Here is a 15,808-nt window from a genome sequence, read left to right as displayed (position 1 = left end):
GGAAATCGTCAACGCATTTCGATATTGCATTGCAGCATGGAATTTTTGATTCCGTTTTTTGCCGCCTTGGCCCCCATTTCCACGCCCGCCACGCGGCTTGGCGCCGTGCGGTAAAATCGCCTTCCAGGCTGGCGCACCGTGCCGGTCCCTCTTATCTGACTGGAATTGCCATCACCGCTCATACCTTACCACTGGATAACGCCTTTGCGGCCTTGCCGCCCGCGTTCTATACGCGCTTGATGCCCACGCCCCTGCCCGCCCCGTATTTCGTGGCCGCCAGCGCGCCGGCCGCCAGCCTGGTCGGCCTCGATGCCGCGCGCCTGGCCGGGCCCGATTACGTGGAGCTGCTGAGCGGCAACACGGTTGCCGAGCGCTCGATTCCCCTGTCGGCCGTGTATTCGGGCCACCAGTTCGGCGTCTGGGCCGGCCAGCTGGGCGACGGCCGCGCCATCTTGCTGGGCGATATCGCCACCGAACACGGCCCGATGGAGCTGCAGCTGAAAGGCGCCGGCGCCACGCCGTATTCGCGCATGGGTGACGGGCGCGCCGTGCTGCGCTCGTCCATCCGCGAATTCCTGTGCTCGGAAGCCATGGCGGCGCTGGGCATTCCCACCTCGCGCGCACTGTCCATCATGGGTTCGCAGCAAGGCATCATGCGCGAAACGGTCGAGACTGCCGCCGTCGTGACGCGCATGGCGCCCACTTTCGTGCGCTTCGGCTCGTTCGAACACTGGTTTTACCGCAAGAAGCCGGACGAGCTGAAAATCCTTGCCGATTACGTCATCGACGGTTTTTATCCCCATTTGCGCGCCGCATCAAATCCATATCAAGCCTTGCTGGCCGAAGTGTGCGTGCGCACGGCGCACATGATTGCGCACTGGCAAGCCGTGGGCTTCATGCATGGCGTCATGAACACGGACAATATGTCCATCCTGGGCCTGACGCTCGATTACGGCCCCTTCGGCTTCATGGAAGCGTTTGACGCCGAGCACATCTGCAACCATACGGACCAGCAGGGCCGCTATTCCTACGCCAACCAGCCGCAAGTGGGCCACTGGAACTGCTATGCGCTGGGCCAGGCCCTGCTGCCGCTGATCGGCGAAGTGGAGCTGGCGCAGGCGGCGCTGGACAGCTACCAGCCCGCGTTTGCGGACAAGATGAATGCCTTGCTGCGCGCCAAGCTGGGTTTGCGCACGGTGCAGGAAGACGATACGGCCCTGTTCGACAGCATGTTTGCGCTGATGCAAGCCAATCACGTGGATTTCACCAACTTCTTCCGCGCGCTGGCGACCTTGCAAGTGGCGGCCCCCGAACACGACACGATGCTGCGCGACCTGTTCATCGACCGCCCCGCCTTCGATGCGTGGGCGGCACAATACCGCGCGCGCCTGCTGCTGGAAAACAGCGTCGATGCCGAGCGCCAGGCGGCGATGAACCAGGTCAACCCGAAATACGTGCTGCGCAACTACCTGGCGCAAGTGGCCATCGAGAAAGCCCAGCAGCACGATTACACGGAAGTGGCGAAATTGCTGGAAGTTTTGCAAAAGCCATTTGACGAACAGCCCGAACACCAGCACTATGCGGCCCTGCCGCCCGACTGGGCCAGCCACCTTGAAGTCAGCTGCTCATCCTAAGGAGTCCTTATGACCACGAATAAAGTCAAGAAAACCGACGCCGAATGGCGCGCCATGCTCGACTCGATGCAATACGAAGTCACGCGCCACGCGGCCACGGAACGGGCCTTCACGGGCAAGTTCTGGGACCACCATGAACACGGCGTCTACACCTGCGTCTGCTGCAACACGCCACTATTTGCCTCGGACACGAAATTCGACTCCGGCTGCGGCTGGCCCAGCTATTTCCAGGCGCTCGACCCGGCGAATGTCACGGAAATCGTCGACCGCAGCCACGGCATGGTGCGCACGGAAATCGTCTGCGCCGTCTGCGACGCCCACCTGGGCCACGTGTTCCCGGACGGCCCGCCGCCGACCGGCTTGCGCTATTGCATCAATTCGGCTTCCCTGCGCTTCGATCCGCAGCCGTGATGCCGGCAATGGCTTGGGCCTTGCTCCTAAGCCATTCCTAAGATGATTTTAATAAGACCAGTGTAAAGTCTCGCCATGAAATTTCTATTCGACCTCTTCCCCCTGATCGCCTTCTTCACCGCCTTCAAACTGGGCGGCATGTATGAAGCGGCCACGCACGATTTCGTGCAGCAATATCTGTCCGGCTTCGTGTCCGGCGGCCTGATCAAGGCCGACCAGGCGCCGTGGATACTTGCCACCCTCGTCGGCATCGTCGCCACGGCTTGCCAGGTCAGCTATCTGCTGCTGCGCGGGCGCAAGGTGGACGGCATGCTGTGGCTGTCGCTGTTCATCTTTGTCGTGTTCGGCGGCGCCAGCATTTACCTGCATGACGATTTCTTCCTGAAATGGAAGCCGACCCTGATCTACTGGCTGTCCGGCCTGGCCCTCCTGATCGCCCACGTGGGTTTCAAGAAAAACCTGATCCGCAAGACCATGGAAGCGCAAGTGCAATTGCCGGATGCCGTCTGGAACCAGCTGCTGGCCGCATGGATCATTTTCTTCGGCGCCATCGGCGCACTGAACCTGTTCGTCGCCTTCGTGCTGTACAAGGGCGACATGGCTGCCTGGGTCAGCTTCAAGGCGTTTGGCGCGACGGGCATTTTCTTTGCCTTCATCGTGGCGCAAACCCTGTTCCTGGCCAAACATATCAAGGAAGACGCATGATGCACACCACCACCGAAAATACTTCGCCGGAAACGCGCATGCAGCGCATTCGTACCCGCCTGGAAACGGCACTTTCCCCTCTGGAATGCGTGCTGGAAGACGACTCGGCGCGCCACCGGGGCCATGCGGGCGCCGCCTCGGGCGGCGGCCATTACAATCTACGCATTATTTCTAGTCAATTTGAGGGGCTCAGGCTCGTCATGCGCCATCGACTGGTGTATGATTCCGTGCACGATATGATGCATAATGAGATACATGCATTGGCGATTGTGGCATTGGCGCCGTCCGAGGTAGCATAAGGATGGCGTTTTTGGCGTACCCGGATCACTTGGGTATGCCCTTGCTTCTGGCGCCATGCCTGGATTTCTTTCCATGCGTTTTTTACGAAACTTTCCCTAACAGGATTTAATAATGACTTTTAAGCCAGCCCGCTTGCTGATCGCACTACTCGCCGTTGTCGCGGTACCTGTTTTTGCGCAAAATGTTGCCGTTGTTAATGGCAAGCCTATCCCATCGTCGCGCGTTGATGCAGTCGTCAAGCAAGTCGTCGCCCAAGGCCAGCAACCGGATTCGCCGCAATTGCGCGAAGCCATCAAGAAGGACTTGATCGGCCGTGAAGTGCTGATGCAAGAAGCGGAAAACAAAGGTTTCGGTAAAGATGCAGCTGTCAAACAGCAAATCGAGAACGCACGCCAAGCCATCGTCATCAACGCCCTGGTCGGCGACTACCTGAAAAAGAATCCCGTCAACGACGCTGAAATCAAGGCTGAATACGACCGCTTCGTGGCTCAGACGGGCGACAAGGAATACCACGTACGCCACATCCTGGTGGCCACCGAAGCCGAAGCGAAAGACATCATCGCCAAGCTGAAAGGCGGCGCCAAGTTCGAAGACCTGGCCAAGCAATCGAAAGATGCCGGCTCGGCCGACAACGGCGGCGACCTGGACTGGGCAGCCCCATCGTCGTTCCCGAAAGTCTTCTCCGACGCCTTCGTGAAACTGCAAAAAGGCCAGGTCACCGAGACCCCGGTGCAAACGCCTAACGGTTTCCACGTGATCAAGCTGGACGACACCCGCGCGGCAAAACTGCCGACCCTGGAAGAAGTCAAGCCACAGATCGCCGAAGCGCTGCAGCAAAAGAAACTGCAAGCGTATCAGGAAGAAATGATCAAAAAAGCGAAAGTTCAATAAGAACTGACCTCCCCGGCGCCCTTTTCGGCGCCGGTCGTGTATTCTGCGCCTGAATGCGAACTGCACGGCAGTCGCGTTCTCCGTATCGGTTTTTGTATATTTATTAGGAATGAACATGATTTTGAAGCCAGCCCGCCTGATCTTAGCCCTGGTCGCCGTAGTCGCGATCCCTGCATTCGCGCAAAACGTCGCCACCGTGAATGGCAAGGCCATCCCATCGTCGCGCGTTGACCAGGTCGTCAAGCAAGTCGTCGCCCAAGGCAAGCAAGCTGATTCGCCGCAATTGCGCGAAGCCATCAAGAAAGACCTGATCGGCCGCGAAGTGCTGATCCAGGAAGCCGACAAGCAAGGCTACGGCACCCGTCCGGAAGTCAAATCGCAGATCGACAATGCCCGTCAAAGCATCATCATCAACGCCCTGCTGGCCGACTACGTGAAGAAGAACCCCGTCAAGGACGCTGAAATCAAGGCCGAGTACGACAAGTTCAAGGCACAAGCGGGCGACAAGGAATACCATGCACGCCACATCCTGGTCGCCACCGAAGCGGAAGCGAAAGACATCATCGCCAAGCTGAAAGGCGGCGCCAAGTTCGAAGAACTGGCGAAAGTATCGAAAGACGGTTCCGCTGCCAATGGCGGCGACCTGGACTGGGCTAGCCCAGCTTCGTACGTGAAGCCATTCTCCGACGCCATGGTGGCCCTGAAACCAGGCCAGGTCACGCAAACGCCCGTGCAATCGCAATTCGGCTTCCACGTGATCAAACTGGAAGAAACCCGTCCGACGAAGCTGCCGGCACTGGAAGAAGTCAAGGGTCAAGTGGCCGAGTCGCTGCAGCAGAAGAAACTCGCCGCTTACCGCGACGAACTGATGAAAAAAGCCAAAATCCAGTAAAAACGCCTGATATAAGCTACTGCGCGTCGCGCTTTGCGGCCTGCGATGCTCACCGCCTCGGCGGCCCCGTACTTTCGTACGGTTGCGCGTCTCGGCCACAAATCGCTGCCGCTCGCTACGCTTCTATCAGCCGTCTGGATGGCTGGACAAGAGCGCTCTTCGGGGCGCTTTTTTTACGCCTGAAACTTAACGAGATGCGATGGACCAATCGATGGATTTACATGCAGAATTGAAGGTCGCGCTGGAAGCGGTTGCCGAACCGGGCCGTGCGGGGCCCATGCAGGCCTATATGCGCGACCAGTTCGTTTTCCTGGGCGTGGCAGCGCCGCAGCGGCGAACGGCCGCCAGGGCCCTGCTGGCGGGCCTGAAGGGCATCGATACGGAGACGCTGCTGGAACATGCGCAGCTGCTGTGGCAACAGCCGGAACGCGAATACCAGCACGTGGCCCTCGACATGCTGGCCCTGCACCGGCGGCAACTGGGCATCGAACATATCCCCGCCCTGCTTGGGCTGGCCCGCCAGCGCGCGTGGTGGGACAGCATCGACGGCATGGCGGGCATCGTCGGCGACGTGCTGCAGGCGGAATTGCAGCGCGGCGGCGACGGCCGTGCGCACATGGATACAGCCCTGCGCCACGACGACTACTGGCTGCGCCGCATCGCCATGCTGCACCAGCTGGGCTGGCGCGGCGACACGGATGCGGCCTGGCTATTCGGCGCAGCGCTGGCGCTGGCCCATGAAGACGAGTTTTTCATCCGCAAGGCCATCGGCTGGGCCTTGCGCGACTACGCGCGCCACGCGCCCGAAGCCGTGACGGCGTTTGCCGACGCACACCGCCAGCAACTGTCTCCCCTCACCCGCCGCGAAGCGCTGAAGCACCAGCCGCGCTGAAGGACGAGCCGCCCAGCAGGCGCAGCGCGGCGTCGATGCGGGGTCCGGCATCCCAGGCGGGCACGGGCGCCAGCAAGCCCAGCGCCATCTGCCGCAGCGGTTCGGCTATCACCATGGCCAGCAGCAAGCCGGCCAGTTCAGGCGCATTGCCGACTGCCACGTGGCCGCGCGCGGCCTGGCGTCCCAGCCACTCGGCCAGCAAGGCCGTGCCCCGCTCGATGCCGTTGCGCTGATACACGGCAAGTAAATCCGCGCGGGCGGGAAACTCCGTGCACAGCAGGCGGAACAGTCCCACGGCATCGGCCGTCAGCACGCGCGCCGCCATCGCCTGCAAGATCTCCTTCAGCAAGGGCAGCACCTCGCCGGGCGCGGACGCATCATGCGCCATGGCCGGCAGGAAGCCATCCGTCCAGCCGCGCACCACGAGGGCGACGAGTTCCTCGCGGTTGGCCGCATATTGATATAGCGACTTCTTTGCCATGCCCGCGTGGCGCGCCACCGCTTCCATGGTGGTGGCCGCATAGCCTTCATGCAGCAGCAGCCACGTGGCCGCCTGCACGGCCGCCTCGCGCGCTTCCTCGGGCGGCCGCGCCGGACGGCCCCGTCCACGCACGGCCTTGCTCTCTTCTTGCTGCATGCCAGCTCCCATCTTGATCGATGGGCAATTTTACACTGAAACATATTTTGGAAACGATGTTCGTTTCTTTAATATATAATTGTCTCACCCTAACAAAGGAGAACGACATGACGAGCTACACGCATATTCAATTTCCATGGAGCATCACCGGCACGGGCGACTTGCTCGATCCGTTTCCCCTGCACCTGGAAACGGGCATCACGCGCCTGGCCGACGGCTGCCTGCTGGTGGCGGCCCGCACGGAACTGCACGGCTGCAGCGGGCGCATGCTGGACTGGTGGTTTACGTTTTTCGAGACGACGCAGCACATCAAGTGGTGGCATCCGCACGACCACGTGGCGCACCATGGCTGGAACAGCGCATGGAAAAAAGGAGAGAGTTACTACGGCGCCTCGATCGAGGCGGTGGAATCGCTGGGTGACATTGCGCCCGTGAAAGCCAAGCTGAAGTTCCACGATCCGAAACACGTGTTCGATCCCGCGCAACTGCAGCTGGCCAGGGACAGCGGCGCCCTGTCGGCGGCCGTCTGCGCGCGCATCGGCTTCGGCGACCATGTGGTGCTCGACCCGCATGGCGATCCGCTCGATGGCGAAATGCTGCACCTGGCGCGCGACACGCCCACGGGCTGCGTGCTGCGCAGCCGCTTCCTGCTGGGCCGCAACAGCTTGAACCCCGTGCGCGACGTGCCCGACGTGCTGGGCCTGAACCTGCTGCGCCATTGCTACAGCGAATTTACCTATCTGTCGCGCTTTTTGCCGTCGCTGTACTACGGCGAACATGGCAACGGCGAAAAGGCCCCGCTGCCCTGGTAAGGCAGGTCCTTACAGCCGCTTGTGCATGCGCGCCAGCGGCAGTTTGATGTCATCGGGCAAGTCCAGATGAAACTCTTCGGTCACGGCAAAGCCGCTGGCCAGGTATAGCGGCACGCCGGGCAAGGTGGCGGCCAGTTCCAGCGCACCGAAACCGGCGGCCTGCGCCTGGCGTTCGCAATGGCGCATCAGCATGCTGCCCAGTCCCTGGCGGACGGCCGCCGGCTCGACAAAGAAGGCGCGGATGCGTCCCGGCTGGCTGGCCGGATCGAGCAGCGGGTCCGGCCCGCTCTTGGCCCGGTCGGCGCCATACAGGGTGGCGCGCCGGCTCCAGCCGCCGCAAGCCAGCATGGCGCCATCGCGCTCGATCACGAAATACGTCTGGTCGGCCACGAGCTGCGTATCGACGCCGAACACGTGGCGCGTGACGGCCTGGGCTTGCTCCTGCGTATAGAATCCTGCGCTCAGTTCCACGCCGGAACGGGCGATCAGCGCATTCATGGCCGGCACATCGGCCGGCAGCGCCACGCGCAAGCGGGTCAGCGGGCCAAAGCTGAACCAGGCGCGCGCGATGCGTCCCTGCACCACTTCATATGTCGCCACCAGTTCCTGCGCGGAAACACCGTCCGGCGTGTCGCCATGGACGATTTCATGGTCGATCACCAGCTTGCCGCAGGCGATGCGGTTGAGCAACTGCGCCCGTGGCCGGCTGGCGGCAAAGCGGGCCGTGAAACGGGGGCCGATTTGCGCGCCGCCCGTGGCCAGCAAGGTATCGGGGTGCTCGAATTGCTGCGCGTCATCGGCATAGATGGCCAGCAAGGCGGCAACATCGTGGGCGTTGTAGGCGTCCAGTTGGGCCTGGACCACCGCCGTGGGCGAAATGCGTGTATCGTTGCCAAGTGCCATGCGTGTACCTGTTGTGGAGTGGGTAAAAAGTTGCAAAGGGTAACATTGTCGCCCCTGTCGCGGTGCGGTTTGCTGCGATAATAACAAGATTCGTCGCAAGAGGCATCTTGAGGCGTCAACAATCAATCGCACAATCGCAGCAGGAGTAAATATCATGAAATGGGAAGGCAATCGCGAAAGCGACAATGTGGAAGATCGCCGCGGCGAAGATGGCGGCGGAGGCGGCGGTGGGGGCGGCTTCGGCTTTGGCGGGCGCTCGATCGGCATCGGCACCATCGTCATCGCCCTCGTCGGCTCGTATGTGCTGGGCGTCAATCCCTTGACCTTGCTCAACATGCTCAGCGGCGGTGGCGGCCAGATCAGCACCCAGCAAAGCCAGTCGCCCGCGCGCCAGCCGCCCGAATCGGACGAGATGGCCCGTTTCGTGAAAACGGTGCTGGCCGATACGGAAGACACGTGGGGCGCCCTGTTCAAGGCGGAAGGCGGCAACTATGTGAAACCCAAGCTGGTCCTGTACTCGGGCAGCACGCCGACGGCTTGCGGCACGGGCCAGAGCGCAAGCGGTCCCTTCTATTGCCCCGGCGACCAGAAAGTCTACCTGGACCTCGATTTCTTCAACCTGATGCAGCAGCGCTTCAAGGTCTCGGGCGAATTTGCCGAAGCGTATGTGATCGCCCATGAAGTGGGCCACCACGTGCAAAACCTGATGGGCTTGTCCGAAAAGGTCGACAATGCACGCCGCTCGCAATCGGAGCGCCAGGCCAACGCCATGTCCGTGCGCCTGGAATTGCAAGCGGACTGCTTTGCCGGCGTGTGGGCGTATCACGCCAATGCCGACCGCAAGATCCTGGAACAGGGCGACGTGGAAACAGCGCTCAAGGCGGCCACGGCCATCGGCGACGATGCGCTGCAGCGCCAGTCGCAAGGCCATGTCGTGCCGGACTCGTTTACGCACGGCACTTCGGAGCAGCGCGTGCGCTGGTTCAGCAAGGGCATCGAGAGCGGCCAGATTTCCCAGTGCAACACGTTTGAGGCGCGCCAGCTGTAACGGCGGCGCACCGTTCCCTGCGGCAGGCCAGCCTGCCGCAGGGTCACCTGGCTGGCAGCAATCGCTGCCGCCTACTTCAGGTCGATGCGCCCATATTGCCCATGCGTCTCGTCATGCGGTCCCGCTGCATAAAACAGGGTATTGACGGGCTGGCTGTTGAGCCCATTGCCGAAGGCGATGCCCCACAGGCCGTCGATCACGAGCGGCGTGCCATCCACCTTGCGCAGCGCTCCCCTCGCCTCGCCCGTGGCCAGGTCATAGGCATTGATCTTGCCATCGCCAAAATTCCCTATCAATAACATATTGCTGGCAGCGCCGAAGTCGGCTGGCGCCAGCGCCATGCCCCACGGCGCATTCAAGGCCCCGCCGCTCACCAGCCGCTTGATCAGCTTGCCGCCGGTGTCGTACACGTTGACGATGCCCAGGCCCGCGCCAGCCTGCTCATCGTCGCCGCTGGCCTGCCGCATGGCATACGCGACATAGATGCGCTCGCCGATGGCCTGGATGCCAAACGGCGCATAGCCGGCCGGCAAGCCGGGGTCGCTGAACGCGCCAGACCAGCTGAGCCTGGCGAAACTGGCATCGAAGACGTCGACGCGCTGGTTATGGAAATCGGCCGCATACAGGTAATTGGCGCCCGCATAGGCGGCAATGGCCAGGCCCTTGTAGACGCTGCCGCCCCCGCTGCCATCGTACACGACCACGGCGGTCGTCGGGCTGACCGTGGGCGACCACGCCGCAATGCTGCCGCTCTCGCTGGCGAAAATGAAGGGACTGGCCGCCGTCACGCCGTTCTGGCTCAGCTTGAAGTCTTGCGTGCCGTTGAATACGATGCCCGTCGGCCCCGCCGGCGTGCTGACCACCAGCGCCTGGGGCACGCCGTTGCCGTCGTACAGAGTGGACTTCGCCGTGCCATTCGCGACCACCCAGACGAAGCCGCGGGGATTGAAGGCCACGCCCCAGGCGTTGACGAGATTGGGATCGGTATGCGCGGCGGCGGGCACGGCGGTCGTATCGGACACGAGGCTGGTCGCCGCATACGTGCTCAGCGCGGGTGGCTTGTGGTGATGATGGCCGCCGCCGCAGGCAAGCAGCACGGCGGCCAGCGCCGCGGCGAGACAGGCGTACACGATCTGCGTGGTGGTGTGCGTTTTCATGGCCTTCCCCTTCTGCGTGGTGGGCAGCGTTGCACTGCCTGTCATCAGGGTATAACCGGGCCTGGCCGGACGCTTGAGGCGCGTCAAGCGGGGGGAAGATAGACCGAGGTCAGGGTACGGCCACGTCGTAGCGCTTGCCCAGTCTTTTCAGCTCGCCTGTCTCGATCAGGGTATTGAGTTCCTGGTCGAACTGCAGGCGCAGCTTGTCGAAGGCAGGCGAACGGGGAAAGGCAAAATAGCCGTTCTGCACTTCGATGACCCTGGGCAGGGGTTTCACCTGGCGTCCATAGCCGAGGCGGGCGATCACGGGATCGGTATTGCGGCGGTTGCTCACGAACACGTCGACGTGGTTGTGCACCAGCATCTTCAAGCCGTTTTCCACGTTATTCGCCACGCTGACCTGCAAGCCGGGCCGCACGCGCTCCCAGTCCGCGCCATAGGCCCAGCCATTGAGCAGCACCACCCGGCGGCTCTTCAGCGCCGCGTAGTCGCCATCCCAGGCGAAACTGGCGTCCTGGCGCGTATAAAAGACCATCTGGTCCTGATAGAACGGCTTGTCGGAAAAGCCCATGCTGGCGATGCGCTCGGGCGTCTTGTAGGGGCCGATGAGGATATCGGCCTGCCCCTGCACCAGCATGGCTTGCGCGCGCGCCCACGGTACCATGCGAAAACGCACGGTATTGCCCGTGCGCGCCGCCATCAGGCGCAGCAGTTCCGCGCCCAGCCCCCCATACTCGCCGCTGTCCTGGTACTCGAAAACGCGCTCGAACTGCGCGCCCACGGCCAGCAGCTCGCGCGCCTGCGCCGGCAGAGGCGCGGCAAGCGCGGGCCACAGCAGCGCCAAGGCCAGCAGGCGCCGCCCGGCTCCGCTCATCAGCCGACGATGCGCAAGGAGTAATCGGTGGCCCGCACGTCCTTGGTCAGGCTGCCGATCGAGATGCGGTCCACGCCCGTTTCGGCGATGGCCCGCACGGTGTCGAAATTGATGCCGCCCGACGCTTCCAGCAAGGCGCGGCCTTGCGTCAAGGCCACGGCGTCGCGCATCATATCGTTGCTGAAGTTATCGAGCAGCACGGAAACGGCGCCCGCATCGAGCGCTTCCTGCAATTGCGCCAGGGTTTCCACCTCGATCTGCACGGGCACGCCCGCGTCGAGGTTGCGCGCGTTTTCCAGGGCCTGGCTGACGCCGCCCGCGGCGGCGATATGGTTTTCCTTGATCAGGATGCCGTCGTACAGGGCCAGGCGCTGGTTCTTGCCGCCGCCCACGCGTACCGCATACTTTTGCGCCAGGCGCAGGCCCGGCAAGGTCTTGCGCGTATCTAAAATGGATGCCTTGGTGCCGGCGATCACGTCGACATACTGGCGCGTGGCCGTGGCCACGGCCGACAGCAGCTGCAGGAAATTGAGGGCGCTGCGCTCGGCCGTGAGCAGCGCGCGCGCCGGCGCTTCGATCGTGCACACGACGCTGTCGGCCGTCATCATGTCGCCTTCGGCATAATGCCAAACGATATCGATGCTGCGGTCCAGGCTTTTCATGATGCCTTCGAACCATGGCGCGCCGCACAGCACGGCTGCTTCGCGCACGATGACGCGGGCCGTGACGATGTGGTCGGGCGGCACCAGCTCGCCCGTCAGGTCGCACTGGCCCACGTCTTCCAGCAAGGCGGCCAGCAAATTGCCTTCGAATGCGCGCGCCAGGGCGGGATCGAAAGGAGCGAAAGAATTAACGAGGGTACTCATGCTGGACCGATTCCTTGGAACAATGTAGTTTCTTTTGCCAGATCCGCGCCCGGCTTGAGGCCCGCCTTCTTGGCGGCGGCGAAGTCGAGCATGCGGTTGATCGAGCGCACAGCCAGCTGGCCGACGGCAGGATCGACGTGGATTTCGTTGTGCATGCTTTCCAGCGTCTGCGCTAGGTTCAGCAAGCCGTTCATGGCCATCCACGGGCAGTGCGCGCAGCTCTTGCACGTGGCGCTGTTGCCGGCCGTGGGCGCTTCGATGAAGCGTTTTCCAGGCGCGGCCGCGCGCATCTTGTGCAGGATGCCGTTGTCGGTGGCGACAATGAAAGTGTCCGTGTCCATGCTTTGCGCTGCCGCAATCATTTGCGACGTGGAACCCACCATGTCGGCCAGCGCCACCACGTTGGCGGGCGACTCCGGGTGCACGAGCACCTTGGCTTGCGGATACTCTTCCTTGAGCAAATCGAGTTCGATACCCTTGAACTCGTCATGCACGAGGCAGCTGCCCTGCCACAGCAGCATGTCGGCGCCCGTTTCCTTCTGGATATACGAACCCAGGTGTTTATCGGGTGCCCACAGTATTTTCTTGCCCTGCGCATGCAGGTGGGCCACGATATCGAGGCCGATGGACGACGTCACCATCCAGTCCGCGCGCGCCTTCACGGCCGCGCTGGTGTTGGCGTAGACGACGACGGTACGGTCCGGATGGGCATCGCAGAAGGCCGTGAATTCGTCCACGGGGCAGCCGAGGTCGAGCGAACAGGTCGCGTCGAGGTCGGGCATCAGTACCGTTTTTTCGGGACTGAGGATCTTAGCCGTTTCGCCCATGAAGCGCACGCCGGCCACGACCAGGGTCTTGGCCGGATGGTCGCGCCCGAAGCGGGCCATTTCCAGGGAGTCGGAGACGCAGCCGCCCGTGGCTTCGGCCAGATCTTGCAGGTCAGCATCAACGTAGTAGTGGGCAACGAGCACGGCTTCGCGCTCGATCAGCAGGCGCTTGATGCGCGTGATCAGTTCGGCTTTTTCAGCCGGGGAAGGCGTCGCTGGCGTGCGTGCCCAGGCGTGGGCAGTGCAGCTGGCTCCGTCTTGTGGATGTTCATACTCGACGGATTTGATGGCTAAAGTTTGCATGGCTGTGTCAAACAAAAACGGGATAGACCGGCACGAACGCAATAAAGCAGGTGCGCCGGAACGAAAGGACCGCGGCGCGTCGGTGTGGTGCTGGCGGCTGGCGTTGTAATGTCGGATTAGGCTACGCCTCGGCGGCCCGCTAATCCGACTTACCCAAACCTGTGCCAACCGCTTGCATCTGACGTAGGTCGGATTAGCGCACAGCGCGTAATCCGACAAACCTCTATGCAAGCATCAATCAATCAATCAATCAATACCTTGGCTCTTCAAGTAGTCTTCGTAGTTGCCGCGGTAATCGACCACTTCATCTTCCTTGATCTCGATGATGCGGTTGGCCAGCGACGAGACGAATTCGCGGTCATGCGACACGAAGATCAGGGTGCCCGCGTATTTTTCCAGCGCGATGTTCAGGGATTCGATCGATTCCATGTCCATGTGGTTGGTCGGTTCATCGAGCATCAGCACGTTGTGGCGGCCCAGCATCAGCTTGCCGTACATCATGCGGCCCTTCTCGCCACCGGACAGTACCTTGACGGCCTTTTTCACATCGTCGCCGCCGAACAGCAAACGGCCCAGGATGGAGCGCACGGCCTGGTCGTCGTCACCCTCTTTCGTCCACTGGCCGATCCAGTCGGTCAGGTTCGTGTCCTTGGCGAAATCTTCCGTCGGATCTTGCGGCATGTAGCCCACGTTGGCGTTTTCCGCCCACTTCACGCGGCCCTGGTCCGGCTGCAGGCCGGCGATGTCGCCCGCGATGCAGCGCAGCATGGTGGTTTTGCCGGCGCCGTTGGCGCCGATGATGGCGATGCGCTCGCCCGCTTCGACCATGATGCTGAAGTTCTTGAACAGCTGGCGGTCAAAACCTTTCGAGATATTCTCGACTTCCACGGCCAGGCGGTGCAATTTCTTTTCGCCGTCGAAACGCACGAATGGATAGGCGCGCGACGATGGCTTGATGTCGTCGACCTTGATCTTTTCGATCTGCTTGGCGCGCGACGTGGCCTGGCGGGCCTTCGATTTGTTCGCGGCGAAGCGGCGCACGAATTCCTGCAGCTCGGCAACCTTGTCTTTCGCTTTCGCGTTGTTGGCCAGCTGCTGGTTGCGCGCCTGGGTCGAGGCGAACATGTATTCGTCGTAGTTGCCTGGATAAATCTTCAGGGTGCCGTAGTCCATGTCGGCCACGTGGGTGCACACCTGGTTCAGGAAGTGGCGATCATGGGAAATGATGATCATGGTGGAATTGCGCTCGTTGAGCACGTCTTCCAGCCAGCGAATCGTGTTGATATCCAGGTTATTCGTCGGCTCGTCGAGCAGCAGGATGTCCGGGTTCGAGAACAGCGCCTGCGCCAGCAGCACGCGCAGCTTCCAGCCTGGCGAGACATTGCTCATCGGGCCTTGATGCAGGTCAATGGCGACACCGGCGCCCAGCAGCAGTTCGCCGGCGCGCGATTCGGCCGTGTAGCCGTCGTATTCGGAAACTTTGCCTTCCAGTTCGGCGGCCTGCATGTAGTCGTCGTCCGTCGCTTCCGGGTTCGCGTAGATCGCGTCGCGTTGCTGGATGGCGGCCCACATTTCCGTGTGGCCCATCATGACGACGTCGAGGACGCGCATGTCTTCAAACGCAAACTGGTCCTGGCGCAGCTTGCCCAGGCGCTCGTTGGTATCGAGCATGACGTTGCCGCCCGACGGATCCAGGTCGCCGCCCAGGATCTTCATGAACGTCGACTTGCCGCAGCCGTTCGCGCCGATCAAACCATAGCGGTTGCCGTCGCCGAACTTGACGGAGATATTCTCAAACAATGGCTTGGCGCCAAACTGCATCGTAATATTTGCGGTTGAAAGCATGTGATATTAGGTCTTTATTCAGTTAAAACAGCTAGTTAAGTACTTTTCCCCCATTATACAGCACCCACCCTCTTCCACTCTATAGTGGCCCGGCAGTCGCAGCCGGAGCCTATGCGCAGGCATACGGCGCAGAAATAATGGCAAGAAAATATGATTGCCGTATTCCCATTTAGCAGCTACGCTGCGTGGCATTGTTTTCTACCCTTCACCTCACAGGCATCACTTGAAAAAAATCACCATCGCCGCCGCCGTGGCCGTCATTGCCGTTGCTGTCACCGCCTACGCTTCGCCCTACTACACCTTGCACCAGATCAAGACCGCGCTGGCCGAGCGCAACGCCGACGCGCTGGCCGCACACGTGGACTTCCCCGCCCTGCGCGCCAGCGTCAAGACGCAGCTGGAAGCGAGCATGGCGCGCAGCATCGAGGCGACCGCCGGCAACGGCAACCCGCTGGCCGCGCTGGGCCAGTCGATCGCCAGCGCCATGCTGGGCAAGATGGTCGACACCATGGTCTCGCCCGCCGGCGTGGTGGCGCTGGTCAACAAGAGCGCCATCAGCCCGCAAGCAAGTGACACGGCAGATGCGCCCGCCGATGGCGCGCGCAAGCAGGCCGATTATTCAGCCGGCTATGCCGGCCTGAACACCTTCATCGTGCGCGCGAAGGATGGCAATGCGCAGGAAGGCGCGCTGGTCCTGCTGCGCCATGGCGTGTGGGGCTGGAAGCTGAGTTCGATCGAGATTGCGTCGGCGATGGCCGCACGCTAGAAGAAGCGCGCATGCGCAGGCAATCTGATACACAATGCAGGCCAC

17 protein-coding genes are annotated in these 15,808 nt (G+C 62.1%); 10 read left to right on the top strand and 7 right to left on the bottom strand.

Annotated features, from left to right (window positions below):
• The first annotated feature begins 155 nt into the window (after positions 1 to 155).
• From NCG91_RS03675 to NCG91_RS03645, 7 genes are all read left to right on the top strand, one after another.
• Positions 156 to 1,634, top strand: coding sequence for a protein adenylyltransferase SelO (locus tag NCG91_RS03675; protein ID WP_435526474.1), 1,479 nt, complete (start codon positions 156 to 158; stop codon positions 1,632 to 1,634).
• A gap of 9 nt (positions 1,635 to 1,643) precedes the next feature.
• A complete protein-coding gene (gene msrB / locus NCG91_RS03670) occupies positions 1,644 to 2,045 on the top strand; it encodes a peptide-methionine (R)-S-oxide reductase MsrB (RefSeq protein WP_034756083.1) in 402 nt (133 codons plus the stop codon).
• A gap of 75 nt (positions 2,046 to 2,120) precedes the next feature.
• A complete protein-coding gene (locus tag NCG91_RS03665) occupies positions 2,121 to 2,750 on the top strand; it encodes a septation protein A (protein WP_099411909.1) in 630 nt (209 codons plus the stop codon).
• On the top strand, positions 2,747 to 3,049 hold the full coding sequence (locus NCG91_RS03660) for a BolA family protein (RefSeq protein WP_251348613.1): 303 nt from the start codon (positions 2,747 to 2,749) through the stop codon (positions 3,047 to 3,049). The genes NCG91_RS03665 and NCG91_RS03660 overlap by 4 nt, the downstream gene beginning before the upstream one ends.
• 112 nt (positions 3,050 to 3,161) lie before the next feature.
• Positions 3,162 to 3,941 (top strand): peptidylprolyl isomerase, encoded by a 780-nt coding sequence (locus NCG91_RS03655; RefSeq protein WP_251348612.1) that lies wholly within the window; start codon positions 3,162 to 3,164, stop codon positions 3,939 to 3,941.
• Between the two features lie 115 nt (positions 3,942 to 4,056).
• A complete protein-coding gene (locus tag NCG91_RS03650; protein ID WP_034756072.1) occupies positions 4,057 to 4,833 on the top strand; it encodes a peptidylprolyl isomerase in 777 nt (258 codons plus the stop codon).
• A 211-nt stretch (positions 4,834 to 5,044) separates the two neighbouring features.
• Entirely contained in the window at positions 5,045 to 5,725 is a 681-nt protein-coding gene (locus NCG91_RS03645) for a DNA alkylation repair protein (protein WP_251348611.1), read from the top strand.
• Here NCG91_RS03645 and NCG91_RS03640 read toward each other — a convergent pair.
• Positions 5,688 to 6,362 (bottom strand): TetR/AcrR family transcriptional regulator, encoded by a 675-nt coding sequence (locus NCG91_RS03640; RefSeq protein WP_251348610.1) that lies wholly within the window; start codon positions 6,360 to 6,362, stop codon positions 5,688 to 5,690. The genes NCG91_RS03645 and NCG91_RS03640 overlap by 38 nt on opposite strands.
• A gap of 107 nt (positions 6,363 to 6,469) precedes the next feature.
• Here NCG91_RS03640 and NCG91_RS03635 point away from each other — a divergent pair, with 107 nt between their 5' ends.
• Positions 6,470 to 7,174, top strand: coding sequence for a DAPG hydrolase family protein (locus tag NCG91_RS03635; RefSeq protein ID WP_152280853.1), 705 nt, complete (start codon positions 6,470 to 6,472; stop codon positions 7,172 to 7,174).
• 9 nt (positions 7,175 to 7,183) lie between these two features.
• On the opposite strand, the gene NCG91_RS03630 is transcribed toward NCG91_RS03635, so the two are convergent.
• Entirely contained in the window at positions 7,184 to 8,077 is an 894-nt protein-coding gene (locus NCG91_RS03630) for a GNAT family N-acetyltransferase (protein ID WP_251348609.1), read from the bottom strand.
• Positions 8,078 to 8,231: 154 nt separating this feature from the next.
• Between NCG91_RS03630 and ypfJ the strand changes: the two genes are divergently transcribed.
• Positions 8,232 to 9,125, top strand: a complete 894-nt coding sequence (gene ypfJ / locus NCG91_RS03625) for a KPN_02809 family neutral zinc metallopeptidase (protein WP_152280852.1) — start codon at positions 8,232 to 8,234, stop codon at positions 9,123 to 9,125.
• A gap of 71 nt (positions 9,126 to 9,196) precedes the next feature.
• Here the strand turns inward: ypfJ and NCG91_RS03620 are convergent, their stop codons facing one another.
• From NCG91_RS03620 to NCG91_RS03600, 5 genes are all read right to left on the bottom strand, one after another.
• Positions 9,197 to 10,282, bottom strand: coding sequence for a TIGR03118 family protein (locus NCG91_RS03620; RefSeq protein WP_251348608.1), 1,086 nt, complete (start codon positions 10,280 to 10,282; stop codon positions 9,197 to 9,199).
• A 109-nt stretch (positions 10,283 to 10,391) separates the two neighbouring features.
• Positions 10,392 to 11,156 (bottom strand): substrate-binding periplasmic protein, encoded by a 765-nt coding sequence (locus NCG91_RS03615; protein ID WP_251348607.1) that lies wholly within the window; start codon positions 11,154 to 11,156, stop codon positions 10,392 to 10,394.
• Complete coding sequence (gene nadC / locus NCG91_RS03610) at positions 11,156 to 12,022, bottom strand: carboxylating nicotinate-nucleotide diphosphorylase (RefSeq protein WP_251348606.1); 867 nt, start codon at positions 12,020 to 12,022, stop codon at positions 11,156 to 11,158. Before nadC ends, NCG91_RS03615 begins: the two co-directional genes overlap by 1 nt.
• Positions 12,019 to 13,152, bottom strand: a complete 1,134-nt coding sequence (gene nadA, locus NCG91_RS03605; protein WP_251348605.1) for a quinolinate synthase NadA — start codon at positions 13,150 to 13,152, stop codon at positions 12,019 to 12,021. The genes nadC and nadA overlap by 4 nt, the downstream gene beginning before the upstream one ends.
• Before the next feature lie 246 nt (positions 13,153 to 13,398).
• Complete coding sequence (locus tag NCG91_RS03600; RefSeq protein ID WP_034756044.1) at positions 13,399 to 14,997, bottom strand: ABC-F family ATPase; 1,599 nt, start codon at positions 14,995 to 14,997, stop codon at positions 13,399 to 13,401.
• 223 nt (positions 14,998 to 15,220) lie between these two features.
• On the opposite strand from NCG91_RS03600, the gene NCG91_RS03595 reads away from it, so the two are divergent.
• Complete coding sequence (locus NCG91_RS03595) at positions 15,221 to 15,763, top strand: DUF2939 domain-containing protein (protein WP_251348604.1); 543 nt, start codon at positions 15,221 to 15,223, stop codon at positions 15,761 to 15,763.
• The last annotated feature ends 45 nt before the right edge of the window (positions 15,764 to 15,808 follow it).

Source organism: Janthinobacterium kumbetense (assembly GCF_023703445.1).
GTDB lineage: Bacteria > Pseudomonadota > Gammaproteobacteria > Burkholderiales > Burkholderiaceae_D > Janthinobacterium > Janthinobacterium kumbetense.
This window is presented reverse-complemented; position numbering and strand designations above follow the sequence as displayed.